An 18,024-nucleotide genomic window follows, 5' to 3' on the forward strand; every position below is an offset into this window, starting at 1 on the left:
CCAAGCCGCGCCCGAGTGCCTGCCAACATGCACCATCCAGTTGATCGATTCCGTCAGTCAAGCTGACCGGCCGATTCGACCGGCGCGATGTCGGCTACGCCGGCCGTCTCGCTGCACGTGCCCCAACGCGCTTGCGGCGTAGCGCGTAAACGCAAGCTTCCTGCAGACCCGCAATCGTTGGCGTTGCGTATGCCAGCGCCAATTCGCGAAGTCGTGCAAGATCTTGCGAAAAGTGCTTCGCCTGCGGCGAGTGCATTTTGACGGCAGGCCTTGCTTCACGTTTTCGTATTGACGCGTTTTGGTTTCCGACCGATGGTTCCCCCGCAACGTCAGAAATAGGCGTGCAGAAAAGGTTCATTGGGAGGAACGGATGAAACGCATTGCGCTGGCCGCAAGCCTCGTAATCTTTGCATCGTATGGTGCAAGCGCCCAGACCACGGAGCAGTTGGTCAAGGGTGCGACTGATACTTCAAATGTTCTCAATTACGGCATGGGCTACAACCTTCAGCGCTTCTCGACGCTGAACCAGATCAACAAGGAGACCATCAAGAATCTGGTCCCGGTCTGGAATTATAGCCTGAACGACGACCGCAGCGAGGAATCGCAGCCGCTCGTCTATCAGGGCGTCATCTATCTCACCACGCACAACGCCACGATCGCGGTCGATGCCAAGACCGGCAAGCAGATCTGGAAAACCAAGGTCGAATATCCCGCGGAGACACCGCGGATCGTCTGCTGTGGCATCATCAACCGCGGTGCAGCGTTGTATGACGGCAAGCTGTTCCGCACCACGCTCGACGCCAACGTGATCGCGCTCGATGCCAAGACCGGCAAGGAGCTGTGGCGTCAGAAGGCTGCCGACATCAAGGAAGGCTACTCGATGACGGTGGCCCCGCTGGTCGCCGACGGCGTTGTGATCACCGGCATCTCGGGCGCCGAGTTCGGCACCCGCGGCTTCATCGACGGCTGGGATCCGGCGACCGGCAAGCGTCTCTGGCGCACCTACTCGATCCCGACGCCGGATGAACCCGGTGGCGACACCTGGAAGGGCGACACCTGGAAACTGGGCGGCGGATCGACCTGGATCACCGGCTCCTACGATGCCGAACTGAACACGGTCTATTGGGGCATCGGCAATCCCGGACCGTTCAATGCCGCCGTGCGTCCCGGCGACAACCTCTACACCTGCTCGGTGCTCGCGCTCGACCCGAAGACCGGCAAGATCAAGTGGCACTACCAGTTCTCGCCGAACAATCCGTTCGACTACGACTCGGTGGCCGAGATGGTGCTCGCCGACATGAACGTCGAGGGTAAGCCGACCAAGGTGTTGATGGATGCCAACCGCAACGGCTTCTTCTACGTGCTTGACCGCACCAACGGAAAGTTGCTTGCGGCCAATCCCTACGTGAAGGTCAATTGGGCCACCGGCATCGACATGAAGACCGGCCGCCCGATCGAGACCGACGTCGCCAAGGATGCGCGCGACGGCAAGAAGGTCACGGTTTATCCGTCGATCCTCGGCGGCAAGAACTGGGAGCCGATGTCGTACAACCCGCAGACCGGCCTCGCCTATGCGAACACACTCGCGTTCGGCGGCCGCTACAAGGCCGAGCCCGTCACCTTCAAGCAGGGTGAATGGTATCTCGGCATGGACCTCACCGATCCCTGGGAATGGGGTGATGGTCCGCGCGGTCACCTCAAGGCGATCGACCCGATGACCGGCAAGGCGAAGTGGGAAGCGCCAAGCGACATTCCGCGCTTCTCCGGCGTGTTGTCGACGGCGGGCGGCGTTGTCTTCACCGGCGCCTTGACCGGTGAGTTCGAAGCCTTCGACGCCGAGAACGGCAAGAAGCTCTGGCAGTTCCAGACCGGCTCGGGCATCGAGGGTCAACCGGTGACCTGGCAGCAGGACGGCGTACAGTATGTCGCCGTCACGTCGGGCTATGGCGGCGTCTACTCGCTGTTCTCCGGTGACGAGCGGCTTGCCAAGGTCCCGCCTGGCGGCTCGCTGTGGGTCTTCGCGGTCAAGAACTAGGCGCGGAGCACACGTGACTAAAAGAGTAACTCTGTTGACGGCGGCGATCTTCGCCGCCGTCGCGACGGCCTCGATCGTGCAGATTGCGGCCGCCGCCCAGCAACCCGGTGCAATTGATCTTCAGGGTCAGGCCGACCAGGGCAAGGTCACTTACGCCAAGAACTGCTCGCATTGCCATGGGCCCAACATGGTCAATTCCGGTACTATCACGCCGGACCTGCGCGCATTTCCCGACGACAAGACGCGCTTCGTGACAACAGTGAAAAACGGCAAGAACGGCAGGATGCCGCCATGGGCGGACATCCTGAGCGAGCAGGAGATCGCCGACGTCTGGGCCTTCGTGTCGAGCCGGAGATCTCAATGAGGGCGTTTCTTGCGGGCCTGGCGACGGCTCTCCTTCTTGCAACGCCTGCGATCAGCACGGTGCAGGCCGCCGAGGAGCCGCTAAAGGTGTGCCTCGACGAGGATCTTCCGCCCCTGTCGGCGCATCACCGCGGCAAGCCTGACACGGGCTTCGACGTGGCGCTCGCGCAGACCATTGCGGATCGGCTTGGACGTCCGCTCAAGATCCAGTGGTTCGAAAGCAAGCTCGACGAGGATTCGAGCCCTTCGCTCGAGGCCAACGCGCTGCTGTCAGATGGCCGTTGCTCCCTGGTCGGCGGCTACGCCCTGACCAAGGACTCGCTCGTCGCACCCGGCGTCAAGACGGCGAAGCTGCCGGACTTCGACGGCGCCTCGCGCGACGACCACCGCCGGCGCATCCCGATCGGCGTGCTGGTGCCGAGCGCGCCGTACATCTATTCGCCGATGACCGTCGTGCTCGGCCCCAAGGCCAGGGATCGCAAGGTCGCCGGCATCGGCGATCTCGCAGGGCTCCGGATCGGAATCGAAAGTGGCACGCTGAGCGATGCCATTCTCATGACCTTCGACAAGGGCAAGCTGATCGACGACATCACCCACCTTGTCCCGGGCCGCAGCGATCTGCTCGGCGAAATCGAACGCGGTGAGTTCGATGCGACGCTGCTCGACCTGCGCCGCTTCGATGCCTACCGCGCAAGCCATCCCGACACCAAGATCGCTGCATCCGGCTACTACTATCCGATCGGCGCCAACAGGGGTTATGTCGCCCTCGACAGCGACAAGGCGCTGCTGGATGCAGTCAACAAGACACTTTCGGATTTGCAGTCCGCGGGCAAGATCGCCGAGTTGGGCCAGACGGCCGGCCTCACCTACCTCGCCCCGCGCGAGCCGATCATCCTTGGTGACGTCTGGCTGAAGATCCTGAACCGGTAGGGCGCACCACCCTCCACTCGGTTATTTCAGGTAGTTCGCCAGGCTCATGCCCTGGATCTTGGCGATGGCCGAATAGGACGCTGTGAGTTGCGTCTGGTAGGTCGCAAGTTGCGCGGTGACGGCGGCAACGTCGACATTGGTGAGATCGCCCCCAAGCGTCTGGGCGAAGTTCTGATAGTCGCTCTGGTTCGAGCTTGCGGTTTCGATCTGCGACGCCGCGGTCGAAAGCTTCGCTTGAACAGTGGACACCGCGTCCAGGGCGTTACTCGCAAGGTCGAGCGCCTGCGTGATATCGCTCGACGATAGCGATGTGCTGTTGCCGACGAATTTCAGCACCCGCATGACCTGCTCGAACGCCGAATTGTCGGCGGTGACGCCATATGAGACGCTCTGATTGTCCGCGACGCGCACCGATGCGATTTCACTGTCGCCCTGATAGTAGCTGGTATCGGGCGTCGTCAACGAGCCGGCCCCCGTTGAAAAGCTGGTCAGACTGACTGGTGCCGCGTCGGTGCGGGCGCCGCCGAAGACATATTGCCCGTCATACTGCGTATTAAGCAGCCCGCCCATTTGCGAGAGCGCCTGCTGGGCCGAATTGATAACCGACGTGGTCGCCGTGCTATTGGCCGTCGTGGCCGCGCTGAGCTGGGTGCGCAGCTGGGTGATGATGTTGGTCATCGTGCCGACCGCCGAATACATCACCTGCACCTTGCTGTCAGCGACACTGGCGGCATCGATATAGGACTGCGAGCGCGTCACCGAGACCTGCAGGTTGATCACGCGTTCCGCATCAGACCCATAACCGCCGAAATCCTGCGATTTCTGCCCGGAGGATTCCTGCACCTGCTCATTGGCCATGACTGCCTGCAAACGCAGAGAGCTCGCGATCATCTGGTCCGACAGTGCGAAGGTGGCAACACGCATTACCATGATCGTGACCTCACGCTCAGCCTATATTGACTGCATAGCAGTCACCAACGACGAGAACATGGTGTTGATCACCTGAATCAGCTCGGAAGCGGCCGAGTATTTGTTCTGCAGCGTGCTCAGGTTCGCGGTTTCCTCGTCAATATTGACACCGGACTGCGAGGACAACGAGCTCGCATAGGTCGATTGCGCGCTCTGCTTCGCGGTGTAGGTCGACGACGCCTGCGTCGCCTTGCCGGCGATGTTGGCCACGATCGCGGACGCATAATCGGTGAACGAGCCCGTCATGGCCCCCAAGCCGCCGGCCATAGCGAAGTTCGTCGATCCCGTCAGCGTGCTCTGCAGCGCGTTGACGATGGTCGCCGAACCCGACGACAGCACCGAGTTTCCGGCGGTCAGCGAGGCGGACGAATCGAGCGTTGCCGTCGGCAGCCCCGCGGCACCGCTGAGGATATCGCTGCGGACCGCGATATTGGATGCATTGGTCCCGGTGATCAGATCGTTGAGACCGAAATAGTCCGAGAAGCCCTCGCTCGAGCTGCCGACCGAGCTCGTCATCTCGTTGATCGAGACGCCATTGCCTGATCCGGATGCCGCCAGCACCAGCTGTCCGCTCGAATTGATCGACGCCGCAACTCCCGAGGTGCCGCTGTTGATCGCAGAGACGAGAGCGCCGACCGTCGTATAGGAGGCCAGGTTGATATCCTGATAGGACACCAGGTTGCCGCTCTTGTCGGCGACCGCGAGGCGCACCGTGCCGGTGGCAGACAGTGGCGTCGTGCTGCTCACGGTTGCCGTCCCCGTCAGGCTCGTCGGCGGCGGCACGGGAGTGCCCTGGTTCGAGACCGCGTTGACGCTCGAGGTGAGCTGCTGGGCAAGCTCGTCGAGCTGCGACTGCGCCGCCGGCAACGTCTGGTCACGCAGCGTGATCAGGGCGCCGATCTTGCCGGACGTGATCTGCGAGGTGATGTCGACGCCGTTGACGGTGATGCCGCTGAATCCGCTGGAGGAAGACCCCGGGGTATAGACGGTGGAGGCCGTGACGCTCGACGCCGGCGTATAGCTCAGCGGATGCGCCGTGCTGTCGACCAGCGCCTGTCCCGTACTGGTATAAACCTGCAGGTCACCGTTCGATGCGGTGAAATAGCTCACATTCATCATCGAGGAGAGGTCCTGCAGCGCCGAATTGCGCTGGTCCTCGAGATCCGCGGTCGATTGCCCCGCTGCGGCTTCCTGCTTGATCTGTGCGTTCAGGTTCGAGATCTGCTGCAGGTCCGAATTGATACTGGTGACCGACGATGCGATATCCTGGTCGGCATTGGATCGCAGTTTCTGGATCCCGCTCGATGTATTTTGCAGCTGCGCAGTTACGGCATTGAGCGCACTCATCGCATTCGCCTGCAACGATGCGCTGTTCGGCGTGCTCGCCAGCGACGACAGCGCGGTCTCGAACGACGCCAGGGTGTTGGCGATCGAGGTGCCCGTCGAGGCGCTGCTGGCGCTCGAGGTGTTGCCGTAGAGCTGCTCGAGCTCGGTCAGGTAGTTGTTGTTGGTGTCCGCGGAGCCGAGATCGGACGTGGCTCCGATCAGCGACTTCAACAGCAGCTTGTCGACTGTGCTGCTGATTCCCGCGACGATGACACCGGTGCCGACGCCGGCGGTGACGGAGCTGACCTGGTTGGCGGTCTTCTCGGTGTAGCCCTTGGTATCGGCATTGGAGATGTTCGCCGAGGCCACGCTGATCTGCACCTGCGTGGCCGCGAGCCCGCTGAACGCAATGCTTTGCGCGATATTGAGCGACGACACGGCTAACTCTCCCTGGCCCCTGTCCGGTCAGGCTCGGACGTTGGTTCCGTACGACATCGCGGAATTCACGCGACGACCGCTGGCGCCGTAGGGCGACACATTGGCGAGTTGCTCGCGGATCGCCTGCATGATCGCCTCGATCCGGCGATTGCTGGCCTCGATCGCCGCGCGCAGCCGCATCACGTTCTCGTCCATCGCGGCACGCAGCCGCAGGATCCGCTCCATCAGCTGCTCGCGCAGCACACGGTCCTGCACATTGAGATTGGCCGTCTTGCCGACCGCTTCGGCCACGCTCTGCTCGAACAGATTGGCGAGCCGGTTCTTTTCGTCGACCTGCTTCAACCGCGAGGCCGGCAGGCCCTTGGCGAGCTCGACGTTCTCTTCGTTCACGATTTCGATCAGGCCGTCGATCAGCGCGATCAGTGCTTTTGCACGCTCGTCGCCATCAGCGGGATTGATATTGATGTTGCTCGCCGGTTTCATGGTATCGCTCCCGTTCATGCTAGTGTTCGCGACGCGGGACGCGGACCGATCGCGCGCCGCGCCCGTAGGCGGTCATGGCCGTTGCCCGGAACATCGCCCGGTCGATTTCTCCGTCGAGCCGTGCACATTCGCGCATCAGCCGCTCCCGCAATGTTCCGATGTCGTCGAGCAGCGCGATGAGCTGCGCCCGATCGTCCGCCCTGACCGAGGCCGCCCGCGCCTTCAGCCGCTCAAGCTTGAGCAGCAGACGATTGTCTTCATTCCTGGCTATCATCGCGACACCGCCGAGATCAGGGTGTCGAACATCTTGTTGACAGTGGTGATCACCTGCGACGCGGCGGAATAGGCCTGCTGCGCCGAGATCATGTTGGAGAACTGGCCACTGGTGTCGGTGGTGCTCGATTCCAGCTCGCTGCCGTAGATCGTACCGGCGCCGTTTGTCCCCGAAGTCTGTAGCGTGGCGTTGCCCGAGGCGGCCGTCGCGGAATACATGCCGTCGGTGCCCGCGGTCAGGCCATTCGGGTCACTGAACGTCGCCACCGCGATCTTGTAGATCGCGATCGTCTGGCCGTTGGAGTAAGTCGCGTCGACCACGCCATTCTTGCCGACGGACACGCTGCTCAGCTTGCCGTAGGCAAGACCGTCCGAATTGATACTCGTGACATTGACAGCCGGCGTCGTCTCCCCCGACGCATACTGGGTCAGCCCGTCCGTCTTGCCGACGGTGCCAAGATTGAGGGTGATGCTGCTCGCGGCCGCACCGTCGTTCCAGGTGGCCGTTACCACCGGCGGGTTGGGCGACGTCGAGGCGAGCGAACCGTCACTGTTGAAGGTGATCGTGACCGGGCCGCTGGTTGTCGTGCCGGTGGTGGTGCTCGAATTCGATGGGTCCGTCGGATTGCCGAAAGTCGCAGTCCACGCGTTGGAGCCGGTTTTGGTCCAGGTGATCGGGATCGAGTTTGCGGTGCCGAGCGAGTCGTAGACCGTCATCGAACTGGAGAACGTGGCATTCGTTGCGGCGTCCGCCGGCAGGTTCGCCGCAATCGTCGTCTTCGTCGTGGCGCTGCCGCTTGTGGCGGCCACCTGCGTGTTGATCGGCGCAAGGCTCGAGGCCGAGGCATTGCCGATGATGTTGCCCTGTGCGTCAGTACGCCAGCCTTCGAGATAATAGCCGTTGTTGACGAGATAACCGGCATTGTCGGTGGTGAAGGCACCGTTACGCGTGTAGTAGGTCGCGCCGCCGGTCGTTGCATCGGTCGCCGCAAAAAAACCCGAGCCCTGGATCGCAACGTCAGTGGCGTTGGTCGTTGCGGCGAGCAGTCCCTGCTGGGTGACGTTGGCACGGCCGGACACCGTGACGCCGCCGGACGTGTAGGCCTGGGCGCTCGATGCCGTCACCAGATCCTCGAACATCGCCGACGTGGTCTTGTAGCCCGTGGTGTCGGCGTTGGAGATGTTATCGGAAATCATTGCCAGCGATTGGCTCTGCGAATTGAGCGCCGAGATCGCCGAGGAAAGTGCGCCAGTAAGACTCATGATAAAACTCCGAATACGATCAGGACGTAACGCCGATGATGTTGGCGGCGCTGACGGGAACGCCGTTCACGAGCAGCGAGGGCGTCGAGCCGGAGGCGTCGATCCCCGTCACCGTTCCAGTCATCGTCGTGTAGCTAAGCAGCGAGTTGCCGGCAGAGTCGGTCGCGGTCACCTGGATCGTGTACTGGCCGCCATTGCTGAGCTGGGTGCCGCTTGTGGTCTGGCCATTCCAGGTGAAGGTGTTCGAGCCCGCGTTTCCAGTGCCCTTGCCGCTCCACACCGTGTTGCCCGAGGAGTCCTGGATCGTGATCGCGACATTGGACGCAGCCGAGGTGAGCGAGTAGCCGAAGGTTGCCGAGCCGTTGGTCAGCTCCGCCGTGTTCGTCTTCGCTTCAACCGTGTGACCGATGTAGTTGACGGAGTTGAGCGTCACGAGGCTCGAGAACGAACCTGCGAGCGACGTCATGCTGCTGTTGATCGACTGCTGCTCGTTGAAGTTGGCGTAGGACGTGAGCTGGTTGATGAAGTCGGTGGTGCTGGTCGCGTTCAGCGGATCCTGGTTCTGCAACTCGCTGACGAGCAGATTGAGGAAATCGGTCGAGCTCAGCCCCATCGACGCGTTCGACGTCGAGGTCGAGGCGGTCGAGGATGCAGCAGAGGTCGCCGAGGATACGGTCATGACAAGGCTCTCTTCGCCGCGGGTTGCGCGACGGAACGCGTGTGAACATCGTGGTCGTGAAGGTCGTTCGCAGATGAAACGGATGACGCGCCGATTTCAGGCGCGGATTCATGCGTCTGGATTCGCTTGATTAATCGGCAGAATTTGCCGTGTGCGCAGTGCAACAGGGCATCCCAGGCGGCGATGCCGCGCTAGGCGGACCGGAATGGGAAAATCAGATCGGAGCGGAGCCCGGGATGATCACAGCGTTCTCGAGCGAAGCGGACACCGCTTCGCGTCAGGACAGTGCGCCAAAATCTGGAATATCGGTTCTGATTTAATCAGAACCGCCGATGCCTTAGAGCGACCGGCTAATCGACAGGCCGGGCTCGTCCAGCAGCGCCGGCGGCGCCAGCGCGGGCAACAGGCAGAGCGCCAGGAGTAGCGCGGGCAAGACCTTTCCCGCCGACGCGGATTCGCTGGACGACTCGGCGTCCTTCGGCTCGTCCGCGGGAGCGGCCGGTTCCTTGGGCAATTTTGCCGCTGCGAGCACGATCCGGTCGACAAGCCCGGCAGGCGCACGAACCGGCGGCGCCGCGAGCGCCCGGCGCACCGCACTCGCCTCTTCGTAAAGCGCCCGCGCCTCCGCCGAGGACGCCAGAAGTTGCATCGCAGGCCGGCGCTGGTCGTCGGGCCAGCGGGACAGGTCGTCCCCCAGCCGGTCGATCAGGTCCTCGAATGTCGCAACATCCATCGCGCGCGCAGATCCAGCCTTGTCGCCAAGGCCGTCATAAAGCATTCGCGGGACCGCGGAAATCAATTTCCGCCGCGCTGGCATCGGGCTGAACATGGTGTCCACCGGACCGTCATTTCCTCACCAGAACGGCTGCCGCGCACCCTGTTCGGCCGCCTCGGCAACTGGCTGGCCCTTCTGGCTGATTCGCACCCGGCCGGGTGCGCCCCTCAGCCCCGGACGGATGATTCGGCGAGCTTCGCCTTGGCGGCCGTCCCCACGGTCGCATCGACATATTTCCAGGCGTCGCGGAGTTCCGTCAGACTGGCGATGATGCGCCGGAAGCTTTCCCTGGCGTGCGGCCGGCCGTAAGTGCGCAGGCACGCCATGATCAGGACGTTGTAGGTCTTGTACAGCCGGTCAGCCAGCGCGCCGCCACGGGTAAAATCGAGATTGTGGCTCAGTCCGCGCAGGATCGCGGTCGCCCGCGTCAGATAGGCATGGCCTTCCTCGAACTGCTTGGCATCGTGGGCCTCTTGCGCCTTCTGCAGCAGCGTGATCGCGCCATCGAACAGCATCACCACCGCCTTCAGCGGCGGGACGGCCACCGCGGCCGATCGGTAAGCGTTGTTGGCGCGATGGGCCGTGGCGTTTTGTGTCATCAGTTCTTCGATCCCGCGTTCAAGAGTGCCTGCAGGTAGCCGAGCGTGTTGTTGGCACTCTCGATCGCCGCCTGGTAGTTCGCATATTGGGTTTGCAGCTGCGCCTGGTAGGTCGCGGCGTTGCTCTGGATGGTGTTGACCTGATCCTGCATGTCGCTGTCTTGCGACTGCAGATTGGAGATCATCGTCTGCAGGGAGCCGGAGCTAGTCGAGTTGGTGTTCGCAATCTGGTAGATCTGCGCGGCCAGGCCGGAAGTCGAGGTGACGGTGATCGATTGCGATGTCGAGCCGGTATAGGTGAAGGCCATGCCGGCGTAGATCGTCCCGGCGTTACCGATGATGCTGTTGCCGACAACCGAGAACTGCGTGCTGTCGCCATTGACCGATGCCGAGGTCAACTTGCCGCTCGAGTCCACCGCGACGTCCAGGGTGAACGACTGCGGCGACGTCCCGGTGTTGACGACGTTGAGCTGGCTGGACGAAGTCGTGGTTTGCGCCGATAGCAGCTGCGTCACGCCGGTCAGGTTCGTCGACAGCACGGTGGAGAGCGTGCCGGTATCGAGCTGCAGCTCGTTGTTCTCGTTAAAGGACAGGCCAAGGTCGGCCATGGTCATCCCACCGACGGAGCCGCTCAGCACCTCCTGCAGCTGCGTCATGATTTCCCGCATCGTGCTGTCGCCGAACAGCACGGCGCTCGACGCGGCAGTGCCGTCCGAATTCTGCGTGGACTGCGCGATGACCTGGTCGCGGAATGCGTTGTAGTTCGTCACGAAGGTTTGCAGCGCCGACGTGATCTGGCTGGTGTCCGCGCCGATGCTGATGTTCAGTGTCGTGCCGCTGGGCGTGGGCTGCAGCAGATCGAAGGTGACCCCCGACAGGACGTCCGAAATATCGTTGGTGTTGCGCGTCAGCGAAATGCCGTCGAGCGAGAACTCGGCGGATTGGGCCTTCTGCAGCACGTTCGTGAATGCACCGGTCGAATCGGTCACGCCGAGCTGATTCAGAACGTCGGTGCCGGAGGTCGGCGAATAGGTGATGTTGGCCGCGTCCTGCAACCCGGTCAGCACCATCTCGTACGAACCGCTTGATACCTGGACGACGGATGCCTGGACGTTCGTGGTCGAGCTGTGGGCGTTGATGGCGTCGACGACGTCCTGCATGGACATGCCGCTGGTGATCGTGATGGCAGAGCTGGTGCCGCCAGCCAGCCCCAGCGAGAACGTCCCGGAATAGCCGAGCGCCGTCGTGGAGCTCGACTGCGAGGATCCGATCACCTTCTGCGCGGTCGCAAGCTGGGTGATCTGAAGCGTGTGGTCGCCGGTCGCCGAACCGCTGTTGACGCTCATTGACAGCGCCGAAGAAGCACTGACGTCTCCGGTCGAGGAAATCGTTGCTGCGCGCGTCGCGAACGCGTTGGTGGCGAGCGAGTTGACGATCGAGGTGCTGAGCGATGTCAGCCCCGACGCCAGCGTCGAGAGCTCGGTCTGCAGGCTCTGATAGGCGGTGATCTTGGCCTGGTTCGCGGTGATCTTGGTGGTGACCGAAGTTGCCTGCGCCAGCTTGGCGTTGACCTCGGCCTGGATCAGGGCGCTCCAGTCGATGCTGGTCGAATTGGTGGTTCCGGTCGTCGTGACATTGCTCGCCGAGCTCGTGGAGCTTGATGAGGACGTGCTGCTCGTGCTGGGCGTCGAGGTGGCGCTGCTTACGGTCATGTCAACACGTCTACCGGAATGTGGATCGGGCCGGCGCTAGGCCGGCCCGATGTGCCTTGGGATTAGCCGAGGAGCTTCAGCAGGTACTGCGGCATCTGGTTTGCCGCGGTTTCAGCCGACACCGCGGCCTGAGTCTTCACCTCGGCGGAGGACAGCGTCGCCTGCTCGGAGGCGATGTCGACGTCCTTGATCGCTGAATTGGCAGACTGCAGGTTCTGGGTCTGGGTCGAGATCGAGTCCGCGCTGAAGTTGAAGCGGGATTCCTGGGCACCGATGTCGGCACGTGCGGCCGACACGCTGTCAATCGCGGTGTCGAGCGCCGACAGGGCGCTGGTGGCGCCGGACAGGGTCGAGACGTCGAGCGAGGTCACGCCCAGGGACGACGCAGTCAGGCTCGTCAGCGTGATGGTGATGGTGTCGCTCGCGGTCGAACCGACCAGCACCGCAACGCCCGACGAGAACACGCTCGAACCATCGAGCAAGCTCTGGCTGCTGTAGCGGGTACCGGTGGCGATGGAATCGATTTCGCCCTTGAGCTGCGTGAATTCCGAGTTGATGTAGGCGCGGCTCGAGTCGGTCACGGTGCCCGAGGCGGACTCCGAGGACAGCGACTTCATGCGGGCGAGGATGTCGGAGATGTTGGACGCGCCGCCGTCGGCGGTCTGCAGGATCGAGGTCGCCTGCGAGGCGTTGGTCGCGGCCTGCTGCAGCGTGGTGATGTCGGACGAAATGCGGGTCGAGATCGCAAGGCCGGCAGCGTCGTCGGACGCCGAGGTGATGCGCGAGCCGCTCGACAGCTTCGACAGCGCGCTGCTTTCCTGCTGCGAGTTAATGTTGAGGTAGCGGACCGCGGCGTTGGCCGCCGTGTTGGTGGAAATTGCGGGCATGTAAAGCTCCTGTGCTGATGGGGCATGGCATGCCGCATCGTGAAAGAGAGGTGACGCGGATCCAGCCCCCGTCCGACCGATCAAACGGAGCGGCCGCCGGTGGTCAGGCGCGAAATCTTCAGAAGCCGAACTTTATGGTTAGCAATCGGTAAACGCGGTGCGCAGGTCGCGCTCGTGTCTCCGCAGCATCTCTCGCAACTGTTGTCGCCCGCGCTTCAACAGCGACTCCACCGCGGCCACGGTGCTGTCCATGACCTCGGCGATCTCGCCGTTGCTCATATTCTCATGATACGAGAGGATCACCGCGACGCGCTGCTGCTCGGGCAGCCGCTGCATCGCGACCTCAAGAAGATTGCCGATCTCGTTGCGCTCGATGACGCTCGAGGCATCGAGCTGGGTGTCGGCGACCTCGGGAACGGCATCGACATTCTCGGTGCGCGGCTTGCGGCGCAGGTCGATGCAGCGGTTGCTGACCACGCGATAGAGCCAGGTCGAGAACTTGGCACGGCCGTGCTGCCAGCGACCGCGATGCGTCCACACCTTCAGCATCGTGTCCTGCACCACGTCTTCGGCATCGGCGGCATTGCCGACGATGCGCAGCGCGATGGCGTAGGCGCGATCGACGTGGCGTTCGACGAGAAGACGAAAGGCCGCCTCGTCGCCGGTGGCGAGGCGGTCCAGCAGGTCCTTGTCTTCATCCTGGATCTCGACGGTGTCGAGCGGGATCGCATCCGCAACGGTGGGAACGTCGCTCCAGGGAGAAGTGGCTTCGATCGGAGCGGCGACTGCCTTCGCTGCCTCGATCTCGGCCGGTGCCCTCATATCAAGCGCGTAGCTCATCCCCCACTCTCCAACCAGCGCCGATGGCACACATCCCATACGGCTTCTGAGCGTTGAACGGAGTGGCCGAGCAAACCAGGCGAATTTTTTTTGTTATTTTTCAAATACTTAGATGGATTTTTTTGCCTACTGCCCGGCAAAAGCTGCCGCCTCACCGGCGCGAGCGGACGAGATCGGCATGATGGAGAGCAGTGGTTCAGCATCGCCTCGAATTTCCGCGGCAGGATGATCGCGCCGGAAAACGCTGTTGTCACACGAACTAACGCCACTCGAACACACGCATGCGCGCAGCATGCGGGTCATCCATCACTGCGTGGTCGCTAGCTTTCATTCGGTGAAAGCGACTAGGCAATTTTTTCCGAATCACCAAATCGACGTTATCGGATTTTTTGAATCTGTCAGTCGCGAAGCGCGCGTTTTGGAATCTCGCGGCGACTTTTTTGAATCGACGCGCCTGATTTGCCGCACGCACGCGTTTCAATTGCACAAGGACTGGCGGGATTTCAGCGCATGACTATCGTAACGGTCGACGCGACGCGTCGAGCGCGAAATGTTTCTGCATGTTCGTTCGATGTTTTCGATACATTTCTATTGCGAGCATGCACGACGCCAGATGGCGTATTTGAAAGGGTTTTTCAGCTTTCTCGCATTGCTGAAAAATTTCCGAATATGTCTGTCAGTTTCATTCAGCATCGAATTCAAGCCGAAGCGCGTGCGCGCAAGCTCGCCGCCGAGCGCTCGGGCTCTACGGAAGTCCATATCTCCGAGATCTATAAGTACTTTCCGTTCAAGTTGTTCGACCTGAAACGCGATGCGTTGCGGGATCTCGCCGAGATCGAATTCCAGGCAGAGCTGGAGCTCTGCCGCGCTAATCCGGAAATGATCCAGCAATATATAGACATGAGGCGCGGCGGTTTTCGCGTCGGCTTCATTTCCGATACCTACTGGAACTCTGATCAACTCGCACAGCTGCTGCGCACCTGCAGTCCCGGACTGACCTGGGATTTCCTCTATGCCTCCTGCGATCACGGTGGCAGCAAGAGCGAAACGCTGTTCGCGATCTATCTCGCCCAGCAGGGTATCGACGCGGCAAGCTCGTTTCACATCGGCGACAACGAGCACGCCGACATCAAGGGCGCCCGCCGCCACAACATCCGCACGCGCTATTATCCGCAGGCAAGCGCGGCATTGGTATCGAAGCTGCAGCGCGAGACTTCGATCTACGAATTGCTGTGCCCCACCGCGCCATCGCGGCTCGATCACGGCGCGCGCACGCTGCGGCGCGTGGTGACCGCGCAAAGCGTGCAACGCTCTGCCGGCTTCCATCTCGGTGTGACCGTGCTCGGGCCTGTGATGGCGGCATTCGACGCATTCATCGACGCCCGACGCGTAGCACTGGTTGGACAAGGCGCGCGGGTCGCCGTCGGCTTTCTCGGCCGCGACGGATTTCTGCCGCATCGCATATGGCAAGATGCTCACGACGGCACTGGCGCCTATCTCGAGATCAACCGTCGCGTCAGCCTGGTCGGATCGGCGGATACGCTCGAGCCTCTGAGCGAGCTCTTGCGTCGTGTCGTCAAGATCGACGCTTCGACGTTCGTTGACATCGTCAAGGTGCAGCCGCCCGCGGTGATGGCTTTCTTTGCGCGATATCCCGACGGCATCGCAAGCGGCCGCGATCTCGCTGACGCCCTGCCCGATCTGATCGATACGCGCGAGATCACCGATATCGCCGCCGGCGTCCGCGCGCGCCTTCTCGCCTATCTGCGCGCGACGATCCCGGACTTCGATCAGTGCACCGACCTGATCCTCGCCGACCTCGGCTATTCCGCAAGCGTGCAGAAGTCGCTGCGGCGGATCTTCGATTGCGAAGGCATTCGGATCCGCTTGCACGGCGCCTATCTGCTGACGCTCGACGATGCCTTCGACGACATCGCGGATGACGACACGGCGGAAGGCTTGATCTCCGATCGCGTCGTCACGCCGCACGTCAAGCGCATGCTGATCCGCAACGTCGCATTGCTGGAGCAGCTTTGCTGTTCCGCCGAAGGATCGGCGCGCGATTATCGCGACGGCGCGGTGTTGCGCGAGGGTGATCAGCGCCCGGCCTCCCAACTGGCGCTCGCCGCCGAGATCCAGGCCGGGGCGGTCAGCTACGCCTCGCGGGCGCGCGAGTTCGCCCTGCGCTACGCGTTGCAGCCCTATGCCGATCCGGCTACCACCGCGCGCTGGAGCACTGCAATCCTCGGACGCCTGCTGCTCCTGCCCGACGATGACGAACTCGTGCTTCTCGGCGGGTTCAGGCATGACGTCAATCTCGGCACCCTTGCACTGGCGCCGCTGCTCGACGCCAACTTCGTCAACGACTGCATCACCGCGCGCGGCCTCGGCATGGCCTGCACGGCGCCGGCGCCGCCAATGTGGCTGGCCGGCAGCTTTGCGGCCCTGTCGCCGGCGCACGGCTATCTGTACGTGCTGTTCGGCGCCAACCGCCTGCCGCCCAACGTGTTCGGCGAGGCGCCCTGCGGCACGCTGCAGGTCGGCCTGTTCGGGAGCGACGGCCAGGCCGCGCTCGAAGCCGTCAACGTCTATCAGACCGGCCTTGGCGACCTTCGGCTGCGCATCCCGTTATCCCGCCGCATGGCAGTCACGACGATCGCACTTCCGCTGGCAAAACTCGCACGCGAAGGCGTGCTCCACGGCATCGTCATTCAGTGCGGCGAGAACGCCGCGGCGGCGGCCGATAGCTCGGATGTGAAGGCAGTCGCCGAGGCGCGGCTCGTCTGTGCGGGCATTGAAAGAACCGGCCGCCAATTTCGCGCTCTCAACGTCGACGGCATGCTGCTGATCCCGGTGGATGCCTTCGAGGACGACATCGCGATCTATACCGTGGCTCTGACATCGCTCAGCCACGACCGCATCCTTACGGTCGAAGACGGCAACAGGAACGGGGTACCCGCGGCGACGCTCACCTGGCGTAGCCCGGCAACGAACAGCAACTGATTTGTCCGCCTGATCTGACCGCCCCGCACGTAATAGTTGACGAGGGGTGGCGTGGGCATGACATCGGCTGACATGACGCAAGCGGCAGGCTTGCAGGTGAATCTCGAGCAATTGCTGTCCTCGAACGGCATTCGCCTCAATGCGTCGCAGCGCCGCCGGCTTAAATGGCTGGTTGAGCGGCTTGGTGGCGCCACCATCCATCAAGGCGGCTCGGCTCCGGCCCGCAACAGCGGCGTCATCATCGTCCTCGAGCCGCCGAGCGGACCCGCCGCCGAGATACTGTACCGGTCGCTTCGCACCGACTGCGCGCTCGTCATCCCCTTCGGGGAGAATCCGGCGTTCGACTTCCTCAAGTCCAAGCTGACTGATTTCGGCTCGATCGGACCGAGCATCGATGGTCCGCATGAGATGTGGTGGGGCGGCATCAATTGGCGCGCGATCGCTCCGGACGACGGCGCCCGGACCGATGCACCGCTGCGCGTGGTATCCTGCTATCCTCGTGCCTATGGCGACGATCATGCGCGACCGCTTCGCGAGACGCTGGCCGAGTTCGGGATCGCTCATGACATCGCGTCGATCGACACCGCCGATGGCGACTGCATGCGGGCGTCCGAAAAGACCGCCTTCATCCAGCGGATGTGGCGAGCACACCGCGAGCCGCTGCTCTTCGTCGAGGCGGATGCGACGCTCAACGAGCCGCCGCTGCTGCCCTCAAACCTCGATTGCGACGTCGCGCTCCACAAGTGGAACCGATGGGAGATGTCGGCGCGCACCCTCTTCCTCGGCCGCTCCGCCGCGGCCGAAGCGCTGTTGCACAACTGGCATCATATCGCGACCGCTTATCCGCCGGTCTGGGAAGGCTACCTGCTCGATCAGGCCTGGAGCCTGACGTCGTCGCAGACGCCGCTCGACACCGTCTGGCTGGCCCGCTCCTATCATGCACCGGCCGAAGACGCCGGCACGCCCCGGCACACGTCGATCATTCACAACCTGCCCACCGATAATGCCGATCTCGGGCCTGACGCCGAATTCGGCATTGCCATGCGGACCGCACGGCGCGCCAGCCGCAGCGGCGGCCGCGACTCCATGATCGTGCTCAAGTCGCAGGCGACGGCGACCGATGCGATCACCGTGATCATGCGCGATATCGCAACCAGCGATGCGCGCGAGGTGGCGGCCAGCATCGAGGCGGTGACGGGCGCGTTTGCCGCCGATTGCGGTGGGTTCGGCCGGCTCGAACTCTCGCTGTGCCCGTGGCAGGACGACATCCGCGCAGCAAAGTCGGCGGCCAGGACTGCGAACAACCAGATCATCGAGATTGCGCCTTGGCAGGCGCTGCCCGCCGATCTGTTTCGTACGGTGGGGCAATCGCGGGAAGCCGGAAGCGTCGTCGTCATGGCCGGCCAGCGCGGCTGACCCCGGCCGGGCAGTGACACAAGGGAGGGACAG

16 protein-coding genes are annotated in these 18,024 nt (G+C 62.9%); 5 read left to right on the forward strand and 11 right to left on the reverse strand.

Going from position 1 to position 18,024, the window contains the following annotated elements:
* Window positions 1-370 precede the first annotated feature (370 nt).
* The 3 genes from AS156_RS29810 to AS156_RS29820 are packed head-to-tail and all read left to right on the forward strand — an operon-like array spanning window position 371 to window position 3,328.
* Entirely contained in the window at window positions 371-2,035 is a 1,665-nt protein-coding gene (locus AS156_RS29810; RefSeq protein ID WP_066512265.1) for a methanol/ethanol family PQQ-dependent dehydrogenase, read from the forward strand.
* Between the two features lie 13 nt (window positions 2,036-2,048).
* Window positions 2,049-2,399: a c-type cytochrome gene (locus AS156_RS29815; RefSeq protein ID WP_066512269.1), complete on the forward strand. Its 351-nt coding sequence runs from the start codon at window positions 2,049-2,051 to the stop codon at window positions 2,397-2,399.
* Window positions 2,396-3,328 (forward strand): substrate-binding periplasmic protein, encoded by a 933-nt coding sequence (locus AS156_RS29820; protein ID WP_066512274.1) that lies wholly within the window; start codon window positions 2,396-2,398, stop codon window positions 3,326-3,328. The genes AS156_RS29815 and AS156_RS29820 overlap by 4 nt, the downstream gene beginning before the upstream one ends.
* 21 nt (window positions 3,329-3,349) lie before the next feature.
* Here the strand turns inward: AS156_RS29820 and AS156_RS29825 are convergent, their stop codons facing one another.
* From AS156_RS29825 to AS156_RS29875, 11 genes are all read right to left on the reverse strand, one after another.
* Window positions 3,350-4,258, reverse strand: a complete 909-nt coding sequence (locus tag AS156_RS29825; RefSeq protein WP_066512279.1) for a flagellin — start codon at window positions 4,256-4,258, stop codon at window positions 3,350-3,352.
* 21 nt (window positions 4,259-4,279) lie between these two features.
* Entirely contained in the window at window positions 4,280-6,061 is a 1,782-nt protein-coding gene (gene flgK, locus AS156_RS29830) for a flagellar hook-associated protein FlgK (RefSeq protein WP_066512282.1), read from the reverse strand.
* 27 nt (window positions 6,062-6,088) lie between these two features.
* Window positions 6,089-6,544 (reverse strand): flagellar basal-body protein FlbY, encoded by a 456-nt coding sequence (locus AS156_RS29835; protein ID WP_066512383.1) that lies wholly within the window; start codon window positions 6,542-6,544, stop codon window positions 6,089-6,091.
* 19 nt (window positions 6,545-6,563) lie between these two features.
* A complete protein-coding gene (locus AS156_RS29840) occupies window positions 6,564-6,818 on the reverse strand; it encodes a hypothetical protein (RefSeq protein ID WP_066512284.1) in 255 nt (84 codons plus the stop codon).
* A complete protein-coding gene (gene flgE / locus AS156_RS29845; RefSeq protein WP_066512285.1) occupies window positions 6,815-8,080 on the reverse strand; it encodes a flagellar hook protein FlgE in 1,266 nt (421 codons plus the stop codon). The genes AS156_RS29840 and flgE overlap by 4 nt, the downstream gene beginning before the upstream one ends.
* A 19-nt stretch (window positions 8,081-8,099) precedes the next feature.
* Window positions 8,100-8,759, reverse strand: a complete 660-nt coding sequence (locus tag AS156_RS29850; RefSeq protein WP_066512287.1) for a flagellar hook assembly protein FlgD — start codon at window positions 8,757-8,759, stop codon at window positions 8,100-8,102.
* Between the two features lie 337 nt (window positions 8,760-9,096).
* Window positions 9,097-9,537, reverse strand: a complete 441-nt coding sequence (locus AS156_RS45815) for a hypothetical protein (RefSeq protein ID WP_066512291.1) — start codon at window positions 9,535-9,537, stop codon at window positions 9,097-9,099.
* A 164-nt stretch (window positions 9,538-9,701) separates the two neighbouring features.
* The gene (locus tag AS156_RS29860; protein WP_066512293.1) at window positions 9,702-10,133 is read right to left on the reverse strand and encodes a flagellar export chaperone FliS; all 432 of its coding nucleotides are present in this window, start codon (window positions 10,131-10,133) and stop codon (window positions 9,702-9,704) included.
* Window positions 10,133-11,845 carry a flagellar filament capping protein FliD gene (gene fliD / locus AS156_RS29865; RefSeq protein WP_066512300.1) on the reverse strand — a complete coding sequence of 571 codons (1,713 nt, stop codon included), beginning with the start codon at window positions 11,843-11,845 and terminating at the stop codon, window positions 10,133-10,135. The genes AS156_RS29860 and fliD overlap by 1 nt, the downstream gene beginning before the upstream one ends.
* A 62-nt stretch (window positions 11,846-11,907) precedes the next feature.
* Complete coding sequence (locus AS156_RS29870) at window positions 11,908-12,732, reverse strand: flagellin (protein WP_066512302.1); 825 nt, start codon at window positions 12,730-12,732, stop codon at window positions 11,908-11,910.
* Window positions 12,733-12,870: 138 nt separating this feature from the next.
* Window positions 12,871-13,572: an RNA polymerase sigma factor gene (locus tag AS156_RS29875; protein WP_066512303.1), complete on the reverse strand. Its 702-nt coding sequence runs from the start codon at window positions 13,570-13,572 to the stop codon at window positions 12,871-12,873.
* 510 nt (window positions 13,573-14,082) lie between these two features.
* Between AS156_RS29875 and AS156_RS29880 the strand changes: the two genes are divergently transcribed.
* Window positions 14,083-16,575, forward strand: coding sequence for a hypothetical protein (locus tag AS156_RS29880; protein ID WP_066512306.1), 2,493 nt, complete (start codon window positions 14,083-14,085; stop codon window positions 16,573-16,575).
* A 57-nt stretch (window positions 16,576-16,632) separates the two neighbouring features.
* Complete coding sequence (locus AS156_RS29885) at window positions 16,633-17,991, forward strand: hypothetical protein (protein WP_136626495.1); 1,359 nt, start codon at window positions 16,633-16,635, stop codon at window positions 17,989-17,991.
* Window positions 17,992-18,024 lie beyond the last annotated feature (33 nt).

The organism is Bradyrhizobium macuxiense (assembly GCF_001542415.1).
GTDB lineage: Bacteria > Pseudomonadota > Alphaproteobacteria > Rhizobiales > Xanthobacteraceae > Bradyrhizobium > Bradyrhizobium macuxiense.